The 22,659-nt window shown below is 67.2% G+C and carries 22 protein-coding genes; 6 read left to right on the top strand and 16 right to left on the bottom strand.

Translation table 11 applies throughout. From position 1 onward, the window contains the following. Positions 1 to 47 precede the first annotated feature (47 nt). The 7 genes from AAFM92_00110 to AAFM92_00080 form a co-directional block, all read right to left on the bottom strand. Complete coding sequence (locus tag AAFM92_00110) at positions 48 to 398, bottom strand: H-type lectin domain-containing protein (GenBank protein MEL7298759.1); 351 nt, start codon at positions 396 to 398, stop codon at positions 48 to 50. A 122-nt stretch (positions 399 to 520) separates the two neighbouring features. Then, the gene (locus AAFM92_00105; GenBank protein MEL7298758.1) at positions 521 to 907 is read right to left on the bottom strand and encodes a F0F1 ATP synthase subunit epsilon; all 387 of its coding nucleotides are present in this window, start codon (positions 905 to 907) and stop codon (positions 521 to 523) included. A 93-nt stretch (positions 908 to 1,000) separates the two neighbouring features. Continuing rightward, entirely contained in the window at positions 1,001 to 2,425 is a 1,425-nt protein-coding gene (gene atpD / locus AAFM92_00100; protein MEL7298757.1) for a F0F1 ATP synthase subunit beta, read from the bottom strand. Between the two features lie 18 nt (positions 2,426 to 2,443). Beyond that, positions 2,444 to 3,322: a F0F1 ATP synthase subunit gamma gene (locus AAFM92_00095; GenBank protein ID MEL7298756.1), complete on the bottom strand. Its 879-nt coding sequence runs from the start codon at positions 3,320 to 3,322 to the stop codon at positions 2,444 to 2,446. 9 nt (positions 3,323 to 3,331) lie between these two features. After that, positions 3,332 to 4,870, bottom strand: a complete 1,539-nt coding sequence (atpA, locus tag AAFM92_00090; protein MEL7298755.1) for a F0F1 ATP synthase subunit alpha — start codon at positions 4,868 to 4,870, stop codon at positions 3,332 to 3,334. Further along, positions 4,871 to 5,431 (bottom strand): F0F1 ATP synthase subunit delta, encoded by a 561-nt coding sequence (locus AAFM92_00085; GenBank protein ID MEL7298754.1) that lies wholly within the window; start codon positions 5,429 to 5,431, stop codon positions 4,871 to 4,873. A gap of 418 nt (positions 5,432 to 5,849) precedes the next feature. After that, complete coding sequence (locus AAFM92_00080) at positions 5,850 to 6,608, bottom strand: class I SAM-dependent methyltransferase (GenBank protein ID MEL7298753.1); 759 nt, start codon at positions 6,606 to 6,608, stop codon at positions 5,850 to 5,852. Positions 6,609 to 6,901: 293 nt separating this feature from the next. On the opposite strand from AAFM92_00080, the gene clpA reads away from it, so the two are divergent. Both clpA and AAFM92_00070 read left to right on the top strand, forming a co-directional pair. Next, positions 6,902 to 9,241, top strand: coding sequence for an ATP-dependent Clp protease ATP-binding subunit ClpA (gene clpA, locus AAFM92_00075; protein MEL7298752.1), 2,340 nt, complete (start codon positions 6,902 to 6,904; stop codon positions 9,239 to 9,241). Between the two features lie 5 nt (positions 9,242 to 9,246). Beyond that, positions 9,247 to 10,281 carry a M23 family metallopeptidase gene (locus AAFM92_00070; protein MEL7298751.1) on the top strand — a complete coding sequence of 345 codons (1,035 nt, stop codon included), beginning with the start codon at positions 9,247 to 9,249 and terminating at the stop codon, positions 10,279 to 10,281. A 78-nt stretch (positions 10,282 to 10,359) separates the two neighbouring features. On the opposite strand, the gene AAFM92_00065 is transcribed toward AAFM92_00070, so the two are convergent. The 3 genes from AAFM92_00065 to AAFM92_00055 are packed head-to-tail and all read right to left on the bottom strand — an operon-like array spanning position 10,360 to position 14,591. After that, positions 10,360 to 12,780, bottom strand: coding sequence for a peptidoglycan -binding protein (locus tag AAFM92_00065; GenBank protein ID MEL7298750.1), 2,421 nt, complete (start codon positions 12,778 to 12,780; stop codon positions 10,360 to 10,362). Positions 12,781 to 12,783: 3 nt separating this feature from the next. Continuing rightward, the gene (locus tag AAFM92_00060; protein ID MEL7298749.1) at positions 12,784 to 13,983 is read right to left on the bottom strand and encodes a biopolymer transporter ExbB; all 1,200 of its coding nucleotides are present in this window, start codon (positions 13,981 to 13,983) and stop codon (positions 12,784 to 12,786) included. Between the two features lie 59 nt (positions 13,984 to 14,042). Next, positions 14,043 to 14,591, bottom strand: a complete 549-nt coding sequence (locus AAFM92_00055; GenBank protein ID MEL7298748.1) for a gamma-glutamylcyclotransferase — start codon at positions 14,589 to 14,591, stop codon at positions 14,043 to 14,045. 41 nt (positions 14,592 to 14,632) lie between these two features. Between AAFM92_00055 and AAFM92_00050 the strand changes: the two genes are divergently transcribed. Next, positions 14,633 to 15,628, top strand: coding sequence for a DUF2125 domain-containing protein (locus tag AAFM92_00050; GenBank protein ID MEL7298747.1), 996 nt, complete (start codon positions 14,633 to 14,635; stop codon positions 15,626 to 15,628). Positions 15,629 to 15,707: 79 nt separating this feature from the next. Here the strand turns inward: AAFM92_00050 and AAFM92_00045 are convergent, their stop codons facing one another. The 3 genes from AAFM92_00045 to hisC are packed head-to-tail and all read right to left on the bottom strand — an operon-like array spanning position 15,708 to position 18,510. Further along, entirely contained in the window at positions 15,708 to 16,517 is an 810-nt protein-coding gene (locus tag AAFM92_00045; protein ID MEL7298746.1) for an extensin family protein, read from the bottom strand. After that, positions 16,514 to 17,416 carry a prephenate/arogenate dehydrogenase family protein gene (locus AAFM92_00040; protein ID MEL7298745.1) on the bottom strand — a complete coding sequence of 301 codons (903 nt, stop codon included), beginning with the start codon at positions 17,414 to 17,416 and terminating at the stop codon, positions 16,514 to 16,516. The genes AAFM92_00045 and AAFM92_00040 overlap by 4 nt, the downstream gene beginning before the upstream one ends. Beyond that, on the bottom strand, positions 17,413 to 18,510 hold the full coding sequence (hisC, locus tag AAFM92_00035) for a histidinol-phosphate transaminase (GenBank protein ID MEL7298744.1): 1,098 nt from the start codon (positions 18,508 to 18,510) through the stop codon (positions 17,413 to 17,415). The genes AAFM92_00040 and hisC overlap by 4 nt, the downstream gene beginning before the upstream one ends. A 91-nt stretch (positions 18,511 to 18,601) precedes the next feature. Here hisC and AAFM92_00030 point away from each other — a divergent pair, with 91 nt between their 5' ends. After that, complete coding sequence (locus AAFM92_00030; protein ID MEL7298743.1) at positions 18,602 to 19,864, top strand: MFS transporter; 1,263 nt, start codon at positions 18,602 to 18,604, stop codon at positions 19,862 to 19,864. 51 nt (positions 19,865 to 19,915) lie between these two features. Here AAFM92_00030 and rpsD read toward each other — a convergent pair whose 3' ends face one another. Next, entirely contained in the window at positions 19,916 to 20,536 is a 621-nt protein-coding gene (rpsD, locus tag AAFM92_00025) for a 30S ribosomal protein S4 (protein MEL7298742.1), read from the bottom strand. Positions 20,537 to 20,791: 255 nt separating this feature from the next. Between rpsD and AAFM92_00020 the strand changes: the two genes are divergently transcribed. Next, a complete protein-coding gene (locus AAFM92_00020) occupies positions 20,792 to 21,049 on the top strand; it encodes a DUF6525 family protein (GenBank protein ID MEL7298741.1) in 258 nt (85 codons plus the stop codon). Between the two features lie 12 nt (positions 21,050 to 21,061). Here the strand turns inward: AAFM92_00020 and AAFM92_00015 are convergent, their stop codons facing one another. Next, on the bottom strand, positions 21,062 to 21,556 hold the full coding sequence (locus AAFM92_00015; protein MEL7298740.1) for an ester cyclase: 495 nt from the start codon (positions 21,554 to 21,556) through the stop codon (positions 21,062 to 21,064). A gap of 120 nt (positions 21,557 to 21,676) precedes the next feature. Here AAFM92_00015 and AAFM92_00010 point away from each other — a divergent pair, with 120 nt between their 5' ends. Further along, a complete protein-coding gene (locus AAFM92_00010) occupies positions 21,677 to 22,045 on the top strand; it encodes a helix-turn-helix domain-containing protein (GenBank protein MEL7298739.1) in 369 nt (122 codons plus the stop codon). Between the two features lie 21 nt (positions 22,046 to 22,066). Here the strand turns inward: AAFM92_00010 and AAFM92_00005 are convergent. Next, positions 22,067 to 22,659, bottom strand: a 593-nt coding sequence (locus tag AAFM92_00005) for a hypothetical protein (GenBank protein MEL7298738.1), incomplete at its 5' end; no start/stop codon positions are given.

Genomic DNA, 22,659 nt, shown 5'->3' with positions numbered 1-22,659 from the left:
CCGTCACACATGGGAGTTTTTGAACATTGTTCACGCCTGACGCTGCGTCAGTAGAGATCCCATTCATCGGCTTGGCGCAGTTCGCCGATGGCCGTCCAATTGGCCCGGACGCGCGCCACGCGCGTGTCACCCCAGGTGCGGAAGATCAGCTCAAAGCCGGACACCGTGACCGCCTCGGCCCGCATATCGGCGCGGGAATTCGCCGCGTTATCCATGTCCCACATGCTCAGCGCCACCTGAACGCTGGGAGGCGCGCGGAACGGCTCGGCGAAGGTCACCGGCGTCTTCACGACGCGCGGCCCCTTGCCCGACCACATCGGACCGTCTTCCTCGAAATGCGAAAACAGGACGTGTTCGCCCTGATCCACACCGATCAAGTGATTGCGCAGTCGTTTCATGGGCCCAAAGCACTCGCCACTCCCCGCCTTCGGCAAAAGCCGGAAATGGGGCAAAGGTGTGGCAAGGCATGAAAAAGGCCTCCGGAGGGGCCTCGTTCGCGTCGCAATGCGGCCCGCAAGCCTCAGCCGATGGCGGCCTTGAGAGCCTCGTAATCGGCCACGCGCTTGTCGGCGGTGTCCTTGGCGTCGCCCTCGGCCCCGCTTGCAGCTTCACGCGCCTCCGCGATGAGGCTGTCCACGGTCTCCTTGGCCTCCGCGAGCGGCATGGCGCGCTCCGCGAGGACAGAGGCTCCTGCCGGGGTGATCTCGGCGAAGCCGCCAGTGACCGCGAAATCCTGTGCGCCGTCCTTGCTCACCGCGCGCAGCACGCCCGGGCGCAGTGTGGTGATCGTGGGCGCGTGGTCGGGCATGGCGGTCATGTCCCCCTCGGCGCCCGGGATCTGAACTTCGCTCGCCTCGAACGAGGCCAGGCGTCGCTCCGGGCTCACGAGATCGAATTGAAATGCCATCTATCTGCTTTCCTTCACCCGTCCCGGGCCTGACCCGGGACCTCGCGCGTTAAAGGTAGAGGCCCCGGGTCGAGCCCGGGGCGCATCCTTCTCTTAGGCAGCCTCCGCCGCCATCTTCTCGGCTTTCGCCTTCACCTCGTCGATGCCGCCCACCATGTAGAAGGCGCCTTCGGGCAGGTGGTCGTACTCGCCAGCCACCACGGCCTTGAAGGAGGAGATGGTGTCTTCGAGCGGCACCTGCACACCGGGCGAACCGGTGAAGACTTCGGCCACGTCGAACGGCTGCGAGAGGAAGCGCTGGATCTTCCGGGCGCGTGCCACGGTCAGCTTGTCCTCTTCAGAGAGTTCGTCCATCCCGAGGATCGCGATGATGTCCTGCAGCGACTTGTAGCGCTGGAGGATCCCCTGCACGTCACGGGCCACGCCGTAATGCTCGTCACCCACCACGGCGGGGTCGAGGATACGGGAGGTGGAGTCGAGCGGGTCCACGGCCGGGTAAATGCCGAGCTCCGAGATCGCGCGCGACAGAACGGTCGTGGCGTCGAGGTGGGCAAAGGACGTGGCCGGCGCGGGGTCGGTCAGGTCGTCCGCGGGCACGTAGATGGCCTGCACCGAGGTGATGGAGCCGTTCTTCGTCGAGGTGATCCGCTCTTGCATCGCGCCCATGTCGGTGGCGAGCGTCGGCTGATAGCCCACAGCGGACGGGATACGGCCCAGAAGTGCGGACACCTCGGAACCGGCCTGCGTAAACCGGAAGATGTTGTCCACGAAGAAGAGAACGTCCGTGCCGGACTGGTCGCGGAACTGCTCGGCCATGGTCAGGCCCGACAGCGCCACGCGCATACGCGCACCCGGCGGTTCATTCATCTGACCGTAGACGAGGGCCACCTTGGACTTCGTCAGATCCTCGGCGTTGATGACGCCGGATTCGATGAATTCGTAGTAGAGGTCGTTACCCTCGCGGGTCCGCTCCCCCACGCCGGCGAACACGGAATAGCCCGAGTGCACCTTGGCGATGTTGTTGATGAGCTCCTGAATGAGCACCGTCTTGCCCACGCCGGCACCGCCGAAGAGGCCGATTTTACCGCCCTTGGAATACGGCGCGAGGAGGTCGATCACCTTGATACCGGTGACGAGGATCTCGGACGAGACCGACTGCTCCGCGAATTCGGGAGCGTCATTGTGGATCGAGCGGGTCTCGGAGGCTTCCACCGGGCCCTTTTCATCCACGGGCTCGCCCACGACGTTCATGATGCGGCCAAGCGTGGCGTCGCCCACCGGCACCGAGATCGGACGGCCGAGGTCTTTCACTTCCTGACCGCGCACGAGGCCCTCGGTGGAGTCCATGGCGATGGTGCGCACCGTCGCCTCGCCGAGGTGCTGAGCGACCTCGAGCGTGAGCTCGCGGCCGTTGTTGTCGGTCGTAAGCGCGTTGAGAATTTCGGGCAGGTGGTCGTCGAACTGGACGTCCACCACGGCGCCGATCACCTGGGTGACTTTGCCTTTTGCTGTTGCCATTGCGGTTCTCCGGGTTCGTTAGAGCGCTTCCGCGCCCGAAATGATTTCGATGAGTTCGTTCGTGATGACGGCCTGGCGGGAGCGGTTGTACTCGATCGTCAGGTTCTCGATCATCTCGCCAGCGTTGCGGGTGGCGTTGTCCATGGCGGACATGCGCGCGCCCTGCTCGGAGGCAGCATTTTCCAGCAGCGCGGCGAAGATCTGCGTCGCGACACCGCGCGGCAGCAGGTCGGCCAGGATCGCCTCTTCGCTCGGCTCGTAGTCATAGAGCGTGCTTTCGCTGCCATCCTCGCCCTCGCTTTCGTAGGAGGCCGGGATGATCTGCTGCGCGGTCGGGATTTGTGACACGACCGTCTCGAACGCGCTGAAGAAGATGGTGGCGACATCGAATTCGCCCGCCTCGAAGCGGTCGAGAACGTCCTGCGCGATGCCGGCCGCGTCCTTGTAGGCCACGCGCTTCACATCGCTGAGGTCCACGTGGCCGACGAGGTGCTTGCCGAGGTCGCGCTTGAGCTGGTCACGGCCTTTCTTTCCGACAGTGAGGATTTTCACCGTCTTGCCCTCGGCCAAGAGCTTCTGCGCGTGCTGGCGCGCGATCTTGGCGATGGACGAGTTGAAGCCGCCGCAAAGGCCGCGCTCCGCCGTCATCACGACGAGCAGGTGGACGTCGTCCTTGCCCGTGCCCTTGAGCAGGACGGGTGCGGACTCCGAGCCACCCACGGAGGAGGCAAGGCCCGCCATCACCGCGTTAAAGCGCTCCGTGTAGGGGCGCGCGGCCTCGGCGGCATCCTGTGCCCGCCGCAGTTTCGCGGCAGCCACCATCTGCATGGCCTTGGTGATCTTCCGGGTCGATTTGACCGAGTCGATCCTGTTTTTCAGGTCCTTCAAGCTGGGCATGAGAGGTCCTTACGAAAAGCTCTGCGCGTACTCGTCGATGACGGCCTTGATCTTGTCGGCCGCCTCGCCCTTGATCTTGGGATCGTCCTTCGTGATGTGATCGAGAAGATCTTTCCCCTTGCCGCGCAGGTGCTTGATGAGCCCCTGCTCGAAGCGGCCCACATCGCCCACCTTGAGATCGTCGAGGTAGCCGTTGGTGCCCGCGAAGATCACGCAGACAATCTCGGCGTTGGTCAACGGCGAATATTGCGGCTGCTTGAGGAGCTCCGTGAGGCGCGCGCCGCGGTTCAGGAGCTTCTGCGTCGCCGCGTCGAGGTCCGAGCCGAACTGCGCGAAGGCCGCCATCTCGCGGTACTGCGCGAGTTCGAGCTTCATTGAGCCCGCCACCGATTTCATCGCGTTCGTCTGGGCCGAGGAGCCCACGCGCGACACCGACAGACCGGTGTTCACGGCCGGGCGGATGCCCTGGAAGAAGAGCTCCGTCTCGAGGAAGATCTGACCGTCGGTGATCGAGATCACGTTCGTCGGAATAAAGGCTGAGATGTCACCAGCCTGCGTCTCGATGATCGGCAGCGCCGTCAGCGAGCCCGCACCATTATCCTCGTTCAGCTTGGCCGAACGCTCCAGCAGCCGCGAGTGGAGGTAGAAGACGTCACCCGGATAGGCTTCACGGCCGGGCGGGCGGCGCAGCAGCAGCGACATCTGGCGGTAGGCCACGGCCTGCTTGGAGAGGTCATCGTAGATGATCAGCGCGTGCTTGCCGTTGTCGCGGAAATACTCGGCCATGGCGGTGGCGGCGTAGGGCGCGAGGAACTGCATCGGCGCGGGGTCGGAGGCGGTGGCGGCCACCACGATCGAGTACTCGATCGCGCCCGTTTCCTCGAGCTTGTTGACGAGCTGTGCCACGGTGGAGCGCTTCTGGCCCACGGCCACGTAGACGCAGTAGAGCTTCTTGCTCTCATCGTCGCCCGCGGCGTCGTTGTAGGACTTCTGGTTCAGCATCGTGTCGAGCGCCACGGCGGTCTTGCCGGTCTGACGGTCGCCGATGATGAGCTCACGCTGGCCGCGGCCCACCGGGATCATGGCGTCCACGGCTTTCAGGCCGGTCGCCATCGGCTCGTGCACGGATTTACGCGGGATGATGCCCGGCGCCTTGACGTCCGCCACGCGGCGTTCGGCCGATTTGATCGGACCCTTGCCGTCGAGCGGGTTGCCGAGACCGTCCACGACGCGGCCGAGAAGCTCGGGGCCCGCGGGCACGTCCACGATGGCGTTCGTCCGCTTGACGGTGTCGCCTTCCTTGATGTCCCGGTCGGAGCCGAAAATCACGCAGCCGACATTGTCCATCTCGAGGTTGAGCGCCATGCCCTGGATGCCGCCCGGAAACTCGACCATCTCACCGGCCTGGATGTTGTCGAGCCCGTAGACCCGCGCGATCCCGTCGCCGACGGAGAGCACGCGGCCCACCTCGGCCACCTCGGCCTCCTGACCGAAATTCTTGATCTGGTCCTTCAGGATCGCGGAAATTTCCGCCGCTTGGATCGCCATTTATCCGACCTCTTTCATGGTGTTTTGCAGTGCAGCGAGCTTGGAGCGGATCGACGTGTCGACCATCCGAGAACCCACCTTCACAATCATTCCGCCAATGAGGCTCTCGTCCACCGAGGCCTCCATGTTCACATCCTTGCCCACCTGCGCCTTGAGCACCTTGGCGAGCTTGTCGGCCTGCGTCTTCGTGAGCGCCTTTGAGGTGATCACCTCCGCGGTCACTTCGCCCTTCTCCTCCGCGAGAAGCGCCTTCACCCGCTCGACGAAGGCCGGCACCACGAAGAGGCGCCGGTTCTGCGCCATAAGCGCGAGCGTGTTCTTGATGATGTCGCTGAAGCCCGCCTTCTCCACGAAGGCCACGACCGCCTTTTCCATCTCGTCGCGGCTGTAGACCGGCGAGTTGAAGAAACCCCGAAGATCATCGGAGCCGTGCAGAGCTTCGTTGAGCGAGGTGATGTCGGTTTCGAGGGCCGGGAGGGCTTTGCCATCCTTGGCGAGCTCAAAGACGGCCGTGGCATAACGCGCGGCTATGCCGTTGGAAATCGAAGTCGGTTCGGACACGTCCACCCTTTCGATATGGCGCCCGTTGAAGCCGGGCCTTTTGCGCGGAGCAGGGTGGCTGCGGACCATCCCCGCCGCAAATTCGTCGGCGATGTAGCAGACCGTTTCAGGGGTCGCAATGCCTCTCCAGCGGCGAGCACTGGGGCCAAAATTGCGCGAAATCAACGGCTTGTGAGGCATCCATGCGAACGCATCGAAAATTTTCTCACGCTCGGGCACCGCGCGCCGGCCCGGCAGCGCCCTATTCTTCGGCAGGCCCTCCTGTCAATTGTCGTGCCTTGCCAGCGGTTTAACTCGAAACGCCGCAAAAACAGGCAGTCCATGAACGCGCGCGCCCGGCCGGACCGGGGCTTGGTCGGCGGGCGAGGGTGGGCGGGTGGGCCGCCCGTCGGGCAAGGCGCGGTCCGGCCGGGCGCGCTCACCGGCCCCGCCGCGCGGGCTCGGGTGCGGGCGCTCCGATCCCTTCGAGCACTTTCAGCGGGTTCGAGATCACCTGCCCGAGGCCGGGACGTGTGGGCCGGGGAACCTGCTTCTTGACCTCCACGAGAAGCACCCCGCCCCCGCGCCAGCCCGGAATCTGCCGCCCCACCTTTTCCATCAGAGGCCCGAACTTCAGCCAGAACCGGGTCCGGCGCGGCGGCTGGTAGAGCGCGGTCACGTGGTTCACCGTCTCGAGCCCGTGATAATCGAGCCGCGCCTCGATCTGCGATGGAGTGAACGGGCGCGAGAAAGAAAACGGCGTGCCCTCGCGCCGCGCCCAGGCGCTCATGCGGTTCGGCACGATGAAGATCGCCCGACCCTCCGGCGCCAGCACGCGGTAGCACTCCTCTAGGAGGGCCGCGGGATGCTCCGAGGTATCGAGCCCGTGCAGGACGATGAGCTTGTCGGCACTTTCATCGGGCAGCGGCCAGAGCGTCTCCTCGCACAGGACGCTCACATTGGGCCCGCCCACGGGCCAGTGCATCACCCCCTGCGGGCCGGGCATGAGCGCCACCACCCGCGCCGCCTGTTTGAGGAAGGGCCGCAGCATCGGCACGGCAAAACCGTAGCCCACCACCGACTGTCCCCGCGCGTCCGGCCAGAGCATCGTGAGCTGTTCTCGAATGGCGAGCTGCGCGGCGCGGCCAAGCGAGGACCGGTAGTAGAAGTTGCGCAGGTTGCGCACGTCGAGATGCATGGACAGGGCCTCAAGTCACTCCGGGAAAAGTCTAGGCGCGGGCGCACACAACTTCCACCACCACTTGTGCCGGCGCCCCGCACACCCCATGTCCTGTGGCCGCCTACCGCTTCGGCACAACAGACGCAGTCCCTCATTTGTGAGGGTTATTTTCGAGAAAGCCCTTGAAGGCGTCTGATAAAAACCGAAACTTAATTGGTAGAGGTCACAGTTTCACGGCAGGCTGTCGCTGCGTTTCAAGCCCAAATCGCGCCCCCGCCAGCCCTGAGACCCCGAGCAAAGGAGCGCCCTTCGTGCCGTCTTTTTCGAACACCCTTGAACAGGCCATCCATGCCGCTTTGGCGCTCGCCAATGCTCGCCGCCATGAGCTTGCCACGCTCGAACATCTCCTTCTCGCGCTCATCGATGAGCCGGACGCCGCAAAGGTCATGCAGGCCTGTTCGGTGGATCTCGACAGCCTGCGCACGACCCTTGAGGAATTCATCGAGGATGATCTTTCCACCCTGATCACCGAGATCGAGGGGTCCGAGGCCGTCCCCACCGCCGCATTCCAGCGCGTCATACAGCGCGCCGCGATCCATGTGCAGTCCTCGGGTCGCACGGAGGTGACAGGTGCGAACGTGCTCGTGGCAATCTTTGCCGAGCGCGAGTCGAACGCGGCCTTCTTCCTGCAGGAGCAGGACATGACCCGCTACGACGCGGTCAACTTCATCGCCCATGGTGTGGCGAAGGACCCCTCCTATGGCGAAAGCCGCCCTGTCAGCGGCGCCACGGACGAAAACGAGGGGTTCACCGCCTCGGACGCGTCCGAATCCGGGGACCAGAAAGAGAGCGCACTCGCGAAGTACTGCGTCGATCTCAATTCGAAGGCTGGCAAAGGCGACGTAGACCCGCTCATCGGGCGCGCGCACGAGGTGGAGCGCTGCATCCAGGTTCTCTGCCGCCGCCGCAAGAACAATCCGATCCTCGTGGGTGACCCGGGCGTCGGGAAGACCGCCATCGCCGAAGGCCTCGCGCGCAAGATCGTGCAGGGCGAAACCCCGGACGTGCTCTCCGGCACCACGATCTTCTCGCTCGACATGGGCGCGCTCCTTGCAGGCACTCGCTACCGTGGTGACTTCGAAGAGCGGCTCAAGGCCGTCATGACGGAGCTCGAGGAGCATCCCGATGCGGTCCTATTCATCGACGAGATCCACACGGTGATCGGCGCCGGTGCCACCTCGGGCGGCGCCATGGATGCCTCCAACCTGCTGAAGCCTGCTTTGCAAGGCGGCAAGCTCCGCTGCATGGGCTCCACCACCTACAAGGAATTCCGCCAGCACTTCGAAAAGGATCGCGCGCTCTCCCGCCGGTTCCAGAAAATCGACGTGACGGAGCCCACGGTGGAAGACTCGGTCAAGATCCTGAAGGGCCTGAAGCCCTATTTCGAGGATCACCACTCGGTCAAATACACCTCCGACGCCATCAAGACGGCGGTGGAGCTCTCCGCGCGCTACATCAATGACCGCAAGCTGCCGGACAAGGCCATCGACGTGATCGACGAGGCGGGCGCGGCCCAGCACCTCGTCGCGGAGTCAAAGCGCCGCAAGACCATCGGCCAGAAGGAGATCGAGGCCGTCGTCGCCAAGATCGCCCGCATCCCGCCGAAAAACGTCTCGAAAGACGACGCAGAAGTGCTGAAAGATCTCGAAGTCAGCCTCAAGCGGGTGGTCTTCGGGCAGGACGCCGCCATCGAGGCGCTGTCGTCGGCGATCAAGCTCGCCCGCGCGGGCCTGCGCGAGCCCGAAAAGCCCATCGGCAACTACCTCTTCGCCGGCCCCACCGGCGTGGGTAAGACCGAGGTCGCCAAACAGCTCGCCGATACGCTGGGTGTCGAGATGCTGCGCTTCGACATGTCCGAGTACATGGAAAAGCACGCGGTCAGCCGCCTCATCGGCGCGCCTCCGGGCTATGTCGGCTTCGACCAGGGCGGCATGCTCACCGACGGCGTGGACCAGCACCCGCATTGCGTCCTTCTCCTCGACGAGATCGAGAAGGCGCATCCGGACGTCTTCAACATCCTTTTGCAAGTCATGGACCACGGCACGCTCACCGATCACAACGGTCGCTCCGTCGATTTCCGGAACGTGATCCTCATCATGACCTCGAATGCCGGCGCCGCCGAGCAGGCCAAAGCCGCAATCGGTTTTGGCCGCGACCGCCGCGAGGGCGAGGACACCGCCGCGATCGAGCGGACGTTCACGCCGGAATTCCGCAACCGCCTCGACGCGGTAATCTCCTTCGGTGCCCTGCCAAAGGATGTCATCCTGCAGGTGGTGGAGAAGTTCGTGCTCCAGCTCGAGGCGCAGCTCATCGACCGCAACGTGACGATCGAGCTCACGAAGCCCGCCGCGGAATGGCTGGCCGACAAGGGCTACGACGATCGCATGGGCGCGCGTCCCTTGGGCCGTGTGATCCAAGAGCACATCAAGAAGCCGCTCGCGGAAGAGCTTCTCTTCGGCAAGCTCGCCAAGGGCGGCAACGTCAAGGTGGGCGTGAAGGAAGGCAAGCTGGACCTGCGCATCGAAAGCCCGGAAAAGCGCCGCTTGTCCGGTGGCGGCGGCGACAAGCCCCCGCTCCTCACCGCCGAGTAAGGCCCTTGCCGGCGCTGCCATCGACCGCACCGGTCGGGACGACGTCGCACGGCCAAAAGCCCCGGGTCATTCCCGGGGCTTTTGTCGTTCTGGCCGCCCTCGCCGCGCCCGTCGGCGCACAGGAAATCTCCCTTGCCCTGCCCCTCGACTGCACGCTGGGCGAGGACTGCTACATCAACGACTATGTTGACCGTGATCCCGGCGCGGGCCTGCGCGACCATGCCTGCGGCTACGTCACGCGCGACGGTCACAACGGCACCGACTTCGCCCTCAAGACCCTCGCCCAGATGGAGGAGGGCGTGGCCGTGCTCGCCGCCGCCGCTGGTCAGGTCATCGGCGTCCGCGACGTCTTGCCCGACATCTCCGTGACCGATCCCGCCGCCCCGGACATCTCTGGCCGCGAATGCGGCAACGGCGTCAACATCTCCCATCCGGGCGGCTGGTCGACGCAGTATTGCCATCTGAAGCGGGGATCCGTCACCGTCTCCGCCGGTGACAGTGTTTCGGCGGGCACTGTGCTTGGCGAGGTCGGTCTTTCGGGCTTGACCACCTACCCCCACGTCCACATGAGCCTGCGCCGGGGCGGAGCCATCGTGGACCCGTTCCTGCCCGACATGGACAGCACCTGCAGCACCACCCCCGCGACCACGCTCTGGCAGGACCCGCCGGACTACACGCCCGGAGGCCTCATCAGCGCGGGCTTCGCCACCGCGCCCGTATCGCTCGCAGATGCCGCCGCGGGCATCACGGTGCCAGAACGGCTCGACGCCCGCGACACGCCCGCTCTCGTGGCCTGGGCCTACGGCTATGCCGGGCAGGAGGGCGATGTCATCGCCATCGATATCACCGCCCCCGACGGTGCGATCTGGACGTCGGAACAGGCAATCCTCGGCCCCACGGGTCTCAAGCTTTTCCTGCGCTTCGCCGGTAGGCGCCTGACAGAGACCAACCGGCAGGAGGGCACCTTCACCGCGACGGTAACGCATCTGCGCGGCGCCACGGTCCTGGCCGAAGAAAGCGCTGCCATCACCCTCGATTAGTCAGTCAAGCCCGCCCGTGCGCTGGTCGGCGGGCGAGGGTGGGCGGGTGGGCCGCCCGTCGAGCAGGGCTCGGGCGGGCTAGTTCCCGGTGAATTTCAGCTCGATCCGCCGGTTTTGCGCGCGCGCCGCATCGGTGTCCGCGGGGTTGAGCGGCTGGAACTCCCCAAAGCCATTGGCGCTCAGCCGCTCCGGATCGAAGCCAAGAAAATCGACCATGTAGATCACGACCGACAGGGCCCGCGCCTGGCTCAGCTCCCAGTTGTTGGCGAACTCCCCGAAGCCAGAAAGCGGCGTGTCATCGGTATGCCCGTCCACTTGCAGGACCCAGTCGATCTCCTCGGGGATCTCCGCAGCCGCGTCCCGCAGCGTCTGCGCCACGCGGGCGATCTGCGCGCGCCCCTCGGGGCTGAGCTCTGCACCGCCTGGCGGGAAAAGCACTTCGGAAGAGAAGATGAAGCGGTCTCCCACGAGCCGGACGCCCTCCTGCCCCTCGAGGGCATCGCGGACACCGGCGAGGAAGGTGGATTGCGCGCGCTCGAGGTCCTGCGCCCGCGCCTCGAGCTCCTGACGCAGCGCTTCCTCGGCGGCCAGCCGTGCTTCGGCCTCCGCCGCCGCGCGGCGCTGCTCCTGCGCCACCTGCGCCAGCGCCGCGTTCAGATCCTGCCCGAGATTGACGAGCTGAGCGTCGCTGTCCACGGCGCGCGCCTCGAAATCGTCCAGAAGACCGCGGAGCACGGCCACGTCACGCTGCAACCCGGCTACCTGCTCATTGAGAAGCGTCACCGAGCGCTGCTGCTCGGCACTGAGCGCCTCTTCCTCGGCCAGTTCCGCATTGGCGGCCGCGAGCAGCGCATCGCGTCGCTCGATTTCGGTGAGCTGCCTATCCGCCTCGTTCTCTGCCGCGATCTGGGCCGCCAACGCGGCGGCGAGCGCGTCGCGGAGCTCGCCCACGCTCTGCCCGTCCTCGCCGATTGCGGCCCGGGTTTGGGCGAGGGTGTCCTCCAGCGTCGCCGCCTCGGCCTCCGCATCGGCACGCGCCGCAAGAGCCGCCGCCAGCCGCGCCTCGAGGTCGTCGACCTCGCCGCGCGTGGCAGCGAGCAGCGTGAGGGTGTCTTCAGCCTCCTGCCGTCGCGCCTCCAGGTCGAGCGCAAGCGCGGTGAGTTCATCCTGCGCCTCGAGAAGGCGCGCGCGCAGGGCCTCGGCGGCCGCGGCCTCGGCCAGTCGCGCCTCCTCCTCTTCCGTGAGCGCGCCCTGGCTGGTGGCAAGCTGCGCGCGCAGGGCCTCCACCGCCGCGGCCTCGGCCAGACGCGCCCGTTCTTCCTCGGCCAGCGCCGCCTGCGCTTCGGCCAGCTCGGCCTGGAGCGCGGCCACGGTGGCCTGCTCGGCCAGCGCGGCCTGCTGCTCGGCGGTGAGCTCGGCCTGAGTGTCGGCCAATTGCGCCTGCAGCGCCAGTAGCGTCGCGGCCTGGGCCAGCCGGGCCTCTTCCTCCGCCGTGATCTGCTCCAACGCGGCTTCGAGCTCGGCGCGCGCCACGGCGGCATCCTCGAGGGCCGCATCCCGCGCGCCTTCCTCGCTGCGCACCCGGTCGCGCAGCCCGGCGATCTCCTCGGCTTGGTCGGACGCGCGGGCGGCTTCGTCCTGCCGCGCCGCTTCGCTTTGGGCGAGCGTGTCGCGCAGGGCGGCGAGGCTTTCGGTGAGCGAGGCCGTCGTCCCCTGAGACTGCGTCAGCGAGGCGAGGGCCGTCGCCAGTTGCGCATCCACGCTCGATTTCTCCTGCCGGAGCGCGGCGAGCGCCGCGGAGAGGTCCGCGGTCGCGTCCTCCTTATCGGCCAGTGCCGCGGAAAGCTGCGCCAGCGTCGTCTCCCGCTCCGCCGCCTCCGCGCGCAGGTCGGCCACGAGCGCCTCGAGCGCCGCGCGCTCGGCATCGGCCCGGCGGGCCGCCGCCTGCTCCTCTCCGATCTCCTCGCGGGCCGCCGCCAGCGCGATGTTGAGCGCCTCCTCGCGGCTCAGAAGCTCCGCGATGCGTGCATCGTCCTCCGCGCCCTCGGCCGCGAGGGCGGCGATGGAGGCCTCGTTCTCGGCCTGCGCGCCAAGGAGCGCGGCCACCTGCTCTTCGAAGCTCGCGATCCGCCCCGCGGCCTCCGCCAGTGCCGCCTCCTGTGCCGCGCGTTCGTCGCTCAGCGATGCGATTAGCGCCGACTGCGCACGGACCTGCGCCTCGGCATCGTCAAGGGAGATATCGAGCCGGTCGACCTGCTGCGTCAACGCCGCGTTCTCGTCCCGCGCCAGCCCCAGCGCCGAGGCGAGCTCCGAGACCTGCGCCTGAAGACCAAGAACTTCGCTCGACTGCCGGGTGATCTCGTCGCGCAGCACGAACTGGATGACGAGAAAGATCGTCAGCACGAACATCAGCACGAGGAGGAGGCCCGTCATGGCATCCACGAAGCCGGGCCAGATCGAGTTCTGCACCCGCCCGCCCGTGCGCCGGCTCAGCGCCATGGCTCAGCCTCCCTTGCGGCGGTCCGAGCTGCCGCCGTTGCCCTGCGCGGCGGAGCGCGCGGGCTTGAGGGCCCGCGTGAGGCTCGCGATGTCGGTGCGCAGTTCTGCGATGGCTTCCTGGCGGCCCGCACTCACCTCCTCGAGGAGGCGCAGGAGCTGCACGTCTATGGACCTGAGCCGCATCCGGCTCTCGGCATCCATGCCGTCACCCCCGCCGCCCTCGCCGAGGGCGCGGATCATGCGCTCCTGCCCCTCGGCGATCTGGACAAGCGCGGCCTCGGCTCCGTCGGGCTCTGCGAGCCGCTCGGCCACGCGTTCCATGGAGTTGGTGAGCTGGGCGATCTTTTCATCGGTCATGGAGCGGCTGATATCGGACTGGGTGAACATCAGCTGCATCGCCTCCATCTGCTCTTGCATATGATCGAGGACCTGCGCCATGGCGCCCGCCTCGCCCGTGGCCTCGCCCTCCCCCGAAAGCGACACGCGCGTGATCGAGGACACCCATTCCTCGAGCTCGCGGTAGAAGCGATTCTGCCCATGGCCGGCGAAGAGCTCGAGAAGGCCCACCACGAGGGAGCCCGCGAGGCCGAGGAGCGAAGACGCAAACGCCACCCCCATGCCGCCGAGCTGGCTCTCGAGCCCCGTCTGGAGCCGGCCGAAGACGTCGAGCCCCGTCTCGCCATCCGTGGGCGTCAGCGAGCGGATCGTCTCCACCAGCGCGGGGATCGTCGTGGCAAGACCGTAGAACGTCCCCAAGAGGCCAAGAAAGATGAGAAGCGACACGAGATAGCGCGTGATTTCGCGCTGCTCGTCGATGCGGGTGGCCACGGAATCGAGGATCGAGCGTGCCGAGGCGGAGCCGAGCTGCATCCGCGCTCCACGGGTCCGCAAGAGCGCCGCCAGCGGCGCGAGGAGCTGGGGCGGCTTGGTGAGGTCATAGCCCACCCTTTGCGCCGCAAACCCCTCGATCCAGGAGACCGAGTTGATGAGCTGCGTCACCTGCAGGAAGGTCGCCACCACGCCGATGAGAAAGACGAAGGCGATGAAGCCGTTGAGCCAGAGATTGGCCGCCACCACAGGGTAGAGCACCGGAAAGGCAAGCGTGCATCCCCCCGCCACCAATGCGAGGACGAGCACCATGAGCAAGATCTGGCGAATGGGCTGCGAGAATTGTGGCTCGGCCTCGCGATCAGTGTGGGTCACCGCACGCGTCCTGTTGTTGGTTCTTTGCATCGCAGCATAGACGTTAACCCCCAGGGGCACTAGCCCTTGAGGGCGCGCACATCCGCCGCCAGTTGCGTCAGTTCCGCGTCCTCGATCCCGAGCTCGGCAAGATGCGTGGCGGTATTGTAGAGATACTCGGAATTGGGCCCGCGCCCGCCATGGGCCGCGGCAATCACCTCCGCCTGCCGCGCCATGGTCAGGCCGCCGCAATATTGCGGGTGGCCCGGCGCAATCACGTAGGCCAGCGCCTCGACCTCCTCGCCCGTGGCGAGGCTGAGCGGCACGACATGCTCGACATAGGCCGAGGAGATGAGCTCCCGCTCGCGCAGGTCGCCGAGGATCTCCGCGCGCCCCTCGACAGGAAACCGGAACGCCATGCCCGCGCAGGACGCGCCGGGCTCGGCGTCGAGCGCGAGGACGAGCCCCGGATCCTGCTCCGTGCCGCGGTGGTGGATCGACCACATGCAAAAGCTTCGCCGATACCCGTGGAGCCGCGCCAGCACCGCCGCGCCGGCATCGAACCCCGGGTTCCACATCAGCGAGCCATAGGCGAAAACCCAGTCGACCGTATCCGCTTCCCTTGCCATGGGGCGCGGCTATAGAGGGCGCGAGTAGCAGGGGGAAGAGCATGCGCTTCATCATCTGGATCATGGCCTTCGCGACGATCGGCTGGTGCGGATACTGGGTCCTCGCGCAATCGGCCATCGAAAAGGGTGCGCGCGGGTGGTTCGAGGAGCGCCGGGCCGATGGCTGGGCCGCCGACGTGGCAGAGGTGGAGACGCGCGGATTTCCCTATCGCTTCGACACCGTGCTCATAGATGTCTCGCTCGCGGATCCCGAGACGGGCGTCCTCTGGTCGCTTCCCACGCTCGACGTGCGCGCGCTGGCCTACAGACCGGCCCATGTCATCGCGATCTTCCCGCCGCGCCAGACGCTGGCCTCGCCCTTCGGCACACTCACGCTCGAGAGCGAGGACATGCGCGCCTCGCTGCGCCTCGCGGGCACGCGCCTCGCAGTGCAGGAAACCACCGCCGAGATCGCGGAGCTGAGCGCGCGCTCCAGCCAAGGCTGGGAAGTGACGCTCGATCGCGCGCTCGTCGCGGCCCGCGCGGGGGAAGGCGAGAACAGCTACGATCTCTTCGTTGATGCGGCGGGCCTGCGCCCGTCGGACGCGCTCCGTCTCACGCTCAGCCCCCAGGGCCGCTTGCCGGACACCTTCGAGACCCTCACGCTCGACGCCACCGCCGCCTTCGACGTGCCCTGGGATCGCTTCGCCATCGAGGAGGCCCGCCCGCAGCCCACCCGCATCGAGCTGCGCGGGTTCGAGGCGCGGTGGGGTCAGCTCGAGCTGAGCGCGGAAGGTGGCCTAGAGATCGCGCCCGATGGCACACCCGAGGGCCGCGTCGGCCTCGTGGCCACCAATTGGCGCGAGATCCTCTCGCTGGGCGCGGCCACCGGCCTCATCCCGCAGGGCGTCATGCCCACAGCCACGCGCACGCTCGAGGCGCTGGCCTCGCTCTCGGGCGGCCCCAACACGATCGACCTGCCCCTCGTGTTCGCGGGCGGCACGCTCTCCCTCGGCCCCATTCAGTTGGGACCGGCGCCGCGCATCCGCCTCCGCTGAACTCTCGCTGTCTTCGGTCGGCAGAATGACGGCGCGTAGGGCCCCGCCCCGGCCAACCCTGGCCCGCCCTGGCCCGGACCTACCTGCAGAAGCTGCCGGAGCGGTAGCGGGCCGTGTCAAAGTGGAAGTGATCGAGGTGAAACCGATCCGCCTCCGGCCCCAGGACCGTGCCAAAGGGTCCGCAGGCCGCGCGCCAGACCTGTCTCAGTACCCGGCCGCGATCGCCCTGCCCCCAATCGGTGAGCACCGTGATCTCTTCGCCAGAGCGCAGGCCGATCCCGGCGATGTCGATGGCGCGGCCTTTGCCGTGCTCGGAGATGCGCGCGCCCGGCTGGTTGTTGCGGGTCCGGCAATTATAGCCCGCCGCGACGCGCAAGCTGACGGCCCCCCCGCCCCGCGTGCCCACGGCGGGTTTCACACCCTCCTCGACCCAGGTCTTCAGCGCCTGCGCGGTGCGGCAATCCATGCGCGCCGCCGCCGAAAGGCTGAGCCCCGCCACGGAGCGCAGCCGGATGGGTTCGGCCACGCCACATCCCGCGATGCGGCCCACGATGGGCGCGATCCGCTCGCCTTGCAGGGCCGGGTCACCGCAGACCTGTCCCCGCGCGCGCGCGGTCTCGATCCGCGCCGCCGAGCGCTCGACGCTGGGTGCTCGCGGCCGTGGACGAGGCGACGCCAAAGGACCCGCACCTTCCGGGGCTGCTTGCGCCACTGTGCGATCCGCCGGTCGGATGACGGGGCGGCGGGCGAGAGAAGACTGCGGCTCAACGATGTTCGGCGGCAGTGCATCGGCCTGCTGGGCAGGGCGCGGCTCGGGCCTGAGTGAGCTTTCGGGCGCGTCAGCCCCCGCCGCACCGGCAAGGAACACGAGCGCCAGTGCGAGCCTCACCGCCCGCGCCCGAAATCCGGGGCGTCGGTGTCCTGCCCGGCTTCGATGATCCCGCGACGGATCGCGCGGGTGCGCGTGAAATAGTCGTGGAGATGCGTGCCGTCCCCTGTCCGGATGGCGCGCTGGAGCGCGAAAAGCTCCTCGGTGAAGCGTCCGAGGATCTCGAGCGTGGCGTCCTTGTTCGTCAGGAAGACGTCGCGCCACATGGTGGGATCGGAGGCCGCGATGCGCGTGAAATCCCGGAAGCCCGCGGCGGAATAGTTGATCACCTCGCTGTCCGTCACACGCTGGAGATCGTCGGCCACGCCCACCATCGTGTAGGCGATGAGGTGTGGCGCGTGGGAGGTGACGGCGAGCACGAGGTCATGGTGATCTGCGTCCATCTCGTCGACCTTGGCGCCCATGGCCTCCCAGAGCGCGCGCAGCCGCTGCACGGCCTCCCGGTCCGCCTCCCCCGGGGTCAGGAGGTGCCAGCGGCCCTCGAAAAGTTCGGCGAAGCCAGAGCGCGGGCCGCTATGCTCGGTGCCCGCCAGGGGGTGCCCCGGCACGAAATGCACGCTCTCGGGCAGGTGCGGGCCCACGGCGGCGATGACCGCGCGCTTCACCGAACCCACATCGGTCACCGTGGCGCCGGGTTTCAGATGCGGCGCGATCTGGCGCGCCAAGGCCTCCATGGCACCGATGGGCACGCAAAGCACCACGAGATCGGCTCCGGCCACGGTCTCTTCGAGCGTATCATGCACGCTGTCGCAGAGCCCGATCTCTCGCGCCGTGTCCCGCGTCGCAGCCGAGCGCGCATGGCCCGCCACATGCCCGGCCAGCGCGTCCCGCTTCATGGCCCAGTACATGGAGGAGGCGATAAGCCCGAGCCCCACCAGCGCCACGCGCTCGTAGATCATGCGGGCACCCCCATGAAGGCGCGGATCGCGGCGATGACGCGCGCGGTGGCCGGCGCGTCTCCCACGGTGATCCGAAGCCCCTCGGGGAAGCCGTAGCCGCCCACCTTGCGGACCAGGATGCCAGAGGCGCGCAGCGCCGCCTCGCAGGCCTCTGCCTCCGCGGCCTCGCGGAACCGCGCAAGGACGAAATTGGCCTCCGAGGGATCGCACGCGATGCCCAGCGCCTCAAGCGCGCGGCGCAGTGTCTCTCGCTCGGCCGCGTTCTCGGCGATGCAGGCGCGGGCGAAGCCCTGGTCGCGCATGGCAGCCTCGGCAGCGGCCAGCGCCGGTGCGGAGAGATTGAAGGGCCCGCGCACGCGATTGAGCACATCGATGATGCCCTGCGCGGCGAAGCCCCAGCCCACGCGGAGCCCGCCCAGGCCGTAAAGCTTGGAGAACGTGCGCGTCATCACGACGTTCTGCTGCGTGCCGGCGAGGGCCGCGCCGCCGTCATAGTCGGTGCCATACCCCTCTGCGTATTCTGCATAGGCCCCGTCGATGACGAGGATGACCTCGCCCGGAAGTCCATCCGCGAGGCGCGTGATCTCGGCCATGGGGATGGTCGTGCCCGTGGGATTACCCGGATTGGTGAGAAAGACGAGCTTCGTCCGCGGGGTCACCGCGGCGAGGATCGCGTCAACGTCCACGCGCCGCTCACGCTCGGCGACCTTCACGGGCGTGGCCCCCGCCGCGCGGGCGAGGATCGGGTACATGGAAAAGCCGTGCTCGGTGTGGATCACCTCGTCCCCCACACCCGCATAGGCCTGGCAGAGGAAGGTCAGGATCTCGTCAGAGCCCACGCCGCAGATGATCTGCGCCGGGTCGAGGCCGTGCACCTCGCCGATGGCTGCACGCAAGGATGCGTGGTCGGTGGACGGGTAGAGATGCATACGCGCGCCCGCCTCGGCGAGCGCGGCCACGGCGGCCGCAGGCGGGCCCTTCGGGTTCTCGTTGGAGCTCAGCTTCAAGACCGCGCTCTGCCCGGCGATATGGCTCTCACCGCCGACGTAAATCGCGATTTCCATGATCCCCGGCTGCGGGCGCGGCTGTGACATGAGGGAACTCCAAGGCTGTCGCGCAGGTTCTAGGGCAACACTCAGCCAAGGGCCAGCGACATGGTCGCACGCCCCCAGCCAGGAGAAACCGATGCTTGAGAAAGCCGTACAGAATGCATTGACGCAAGAAGGCGCGGACCCGTCGAAGGCGAGGAATTTCGTCACGCACCTCGTCTCGCTCACATCGACGAAGCTGGCCGATGGCCTCATCGACCCCAAGCTCGTGCTGTCCTGGCTCCTGTCCGCGCTGGGCGCGCCCGCAGCCCTCATCGGCGCGCTCGTCCCGGTGCGCGAGGCCGGCGCGCTCCTGCCGCAGATCGGGCTCGCCCGACTGATCCAGTCCCGGCGCTATCGCAAGGCTGTCTGGGCCACGGGCTCCGCGCTTCAGGGGCTGGCCGCGCTCGGCATGGCGGCGGCGGCATTTCTCCTCAATGGCGCGGCTGCGGGCTGGGCCGTGCTCGGCTGCCTCGCCCTTCTTGCGACGGCCCGCGCGGCCTGCTCGGCGAGCTACAAGGATATCGCTGCGCGGACGCTGGACGAAGGCACGCGCGGCACGGTCTCTGGCACCGCGGGCACCGTCGCCGCCGTGGCCGTCTTCGCCTTCGCGGCCGCCCTGGCTGTGGGGCTCCTACCCCTCGCGCCCGACCTCATCGCAGCAGCGCTGGCCATGGCGGGGGGCCTCTGGCTTCTCGGTGCGGCGGTCTTCCTGCGCCTCGATGAACAGGCAGCCGAGGCGGACCCGAGCGCCATGGGCACGAGAGATCTCGTGCAGCCGCTGACGGAAGATCCGGAATTTCGCGCCTATCTCGCCACGCGGGGCCTCCTCATCGCCACGGCCCTCGCCCCGCCATTCATCGTGCTCCTGAGCAGCGGGACCGAGAAGGCCGGGCTCGGCAATCTGGGCGTGCTCATTATCGCCTCCGCCCTCGCGGCGATCGCGTCGAGCTATGTCTGGGGCCGCCTTTCGGATGTCTCGAGCCGCCGCACGCTCGCCTTGTCAGGCGCTCTCGCGGCCCTCGCGCTGGGCATTGCCGCCGCCCTCGGCTGGGCGACGGAGAGTATCAACCTCCTCGTGCTCGCCGCCGTGCTCTTCGTCGCGCAGATCGCGTATGAGGGCGTGCGCGCGGGTCGCAAGACGCATCTCACCGACATGGATACGGGCGATGAGAAGGCGCTCTACACCGCGCTGTCCAACACGATGATCGGGGTGCTTCTGCTCGCGGGCGGCGCGTTCGGGCTTCTTGCGGACGCGCTAGGGGCCGCCGCCGTTCTCGCCGTCTTCGCCGCCATGGCCGCACTGGCCGCCGGCGTCGCGCTCAGCCTGAGCGAGGTGCAGGAGGACGAACAGGCATGAAAAAGGGCGCCACCGGGGCGCCCTTCCTCCAATCGGTCTCGACTCAGACGCTTAGTTCTGAGCGTAGAATTCGATGACGAGGTTTGGCTCCATCATCACCGGGTAAGGCACGTCCGAGAGGCCCGGCGTGCGCGTGAACGTCGCGGTCATCTTGGAGTGGTCGGCGTCGATGTAGTCCGGCACGTCGCGCTCGGGGAGTTGGATCGCCTCGAGGATCGCCGTCATCTGCTTGGAGCGGTCGCGGACCTCGATCACGTCGCCTTCCTTCACGCGGTAGGAGGCGATGTTGACGAGCTTGCCGTTCACGCGGACATGGCGGTGGTTCACGAATTGGCGCGCGGCAAAGATCGTCGGCACGAACTTCGCGCGGTAGACGACTGCGTCAAGGCGACGCTCGAGAAGGCCGATCAGGTTCTCACCCGTGTCACCCTTAAGACGCTCGGCCTCGGCATAGATGCGACGGAATTGCTTTTCCGTCAGGTCGCCGTAATAGCCCTTGAGCTTCTGCTTGGCGCGCAGCTGCGTGCCGAAGTCGGACATTTTGCCCTTGCGGCGCTGGCCGTGCTGGCCGGGGCCGTATTCGCGGCGGTTGACGGGGGATTTGGGGCGGCCCCAAATGTTTTCGCCCATGCGGCGATCGATCTTGTACTTGGCAGACGTGCGTTTGGTCACGGCTGATCTCCTTCTGCGGTTGCGAAGGGCGTTGTCCTCTCCCGGGATTTGGCCCGGGCGACAGGGTCCCTCTTGCGAGGACCACCAACACCAATGAGCGCGGCGTATGCGTCCTATTGCCGAGGGAGTCAATGCGCTGCCTGCAACTGGCTTGCAGCCGCAAATGATATAACATAACAGCTACGCCGACAGCGGCTGGGGGCGTCTCGCCCCAGAGCCGGCAACGCGCAGTCAGAGCATCCCACAGGCAGGGCGATGAACGAAAATCTCGGTCAGACGCGGATCCGACGCCGCAAGCGCGCGGGCGATCCCATGCAGTGTTACGACGCGCTTCCCGCGCCTGTGCGCTCCTGGCTGGCGCAGGCCGCGCTTCCGTGGTCCCCGATCTCGGCGCAGCGGATCTGGGAGCGCGCCTGTGCGCGGGGGCTGGGCGAACTGGAGGCGCTCGCAGCGCTCACCGCGGCCGAAGCGCGCCTCCTTGAGAAAGACGGCCCTGCTCTGCCAGGCCGCTGAGGCGAAAGGGCCTCAGAACGTCGCGTTCGCATTGGCGATCCGCCCGCCCGTCAGCAACACCACGAGCCGCATCGTCAGGTCGATCGGCTGGATCGCGTCCCAATGCTCCGCCAACCGCCCGTCCTCGAGCCGGAAGGTATCGGTAATGATGAAACCCTTCTTTTCATTCCCGATATCGCGGTGGCGAAGGGTGACATGGCTGTGGGTCACGACGATATCCCCGCTCGCCACGATGCGCTTCACGTCATATCCGTATTCGGGAAAGCGCCGCGTCAACGCGCGCAGGTAGCCCACCACGCCGGGCACGCCGTCGGGGATCGCACGGTTGTGTTGCGGGTAGGCCCCGCCGCCATGGGCGCGCAGCACCCCCTCGAAATCATGATCGTTCATGAGGCCCTGAAGAAAGGACACAACGGTGGCGGCATGGGCGCGCTCGGTGTCGCTCCAATGCGGCTCTGCCAACGCGTCGAGGGTGATGGGTCGTCTGGATCGGTGTGTATGGGCCATGGGACATCCTCGCTGGTACGTAGCTCTTGCAAGTGGTATGCATTCGGCACCAGATTGCAATTACGCACTATTCTGACACCTGGTATCCTCGACCAAACCACCCCAGCGAAGGCTAATCCCATGCTCCCCATCGGCATCGACGACAAGGCACAGGCGCAGAACTGCCCGATCCGGTCCGTCCTATCCAATGTTTCGGGCAAGTGGCGCATCCTCATCCTGCTCGGCCTCGAGGACGGCCCGCAGCGCTTCGGCGCCCTCAAACGCTGCATCGGCGACATCACCCAGCGGGTTCTGACGGAAAACCTCCGGGCCATGCAGCGCGACGGCTACCTAACGCGCAGCGTCGCGGAGGGGCCGCCCGTGGCCGTCTCCTACGCACTCACGCCCCTCGGACGCGATCTCTGCGAGAAGATGAAGCCGCTGGTGCACTGGTCAGCGGTGCACATGGTGGAGGTGCGCAGCGCGCGAGACGCCTACGACGCGGCCTGAGATGGCACCGCGCCGAGGGGATCAGTCCTGACCACGCCTGCCCGCGGGCACGACAAGCCACGTTTCTCGGGAGAGAATGAGAAGATATAGGCGCCTCTCCCGCTCAAGGACGAAGCCCGCCGCCTCCGCCGAGCGGCGAAAGCGGGCAAACACCTCGTCCGTCCCGGGGCGGACATAAGAGAGCGCGAGGTCAATCCGCGCGCCGCTCTGCCGGTAGATCCAGAGCGCATCGCTGCTCCGGCTGGCCTTCGTTACCGCGAGGCGGGCCACATCCTCCCACGCGACGCTCTCGTGGCGTTCTCGTCGCAATGGCATCCGCACCGAAAGATCGAAGCCCCCCGCGCGAAACCGGACATTGATGCCAGACCGTTGCGGCACGAGGAGCAAGACGACGCCAAGACAGACGAGCGCGAGCGTGATCCCGGCCAGCCAGTAGAAGAGATCAGGCCACCGGAGCGCGGAGGCCCAGCCGTCGAGGTAAAGACCCGTCGCAACGGGCAAGCCGGGAATGACAGCCATCCCGAGGAGCGCCGCGCCGAGGAGCTTGTTCACGCGGCCGGAGGCGCGGATGTCGCTGGGCCCGTCTCCCGCGCTCATCAGGCCCGTCGCGCCGC

It is taken from the genome of Pseudomonadota bacterium (assembly GCA_038533575.1).
Lineage (GTDB): Bacteria > Pseudomonadota > Alphaproteobacteria > Rhodobacterales > Rhodobacteraceae > Shimia_B.
The sequence above is the reverse complement of the archived record's forward strand: the minus strand, read 5'-3'. Positions and strand labels throughout refer to the sequence as shown.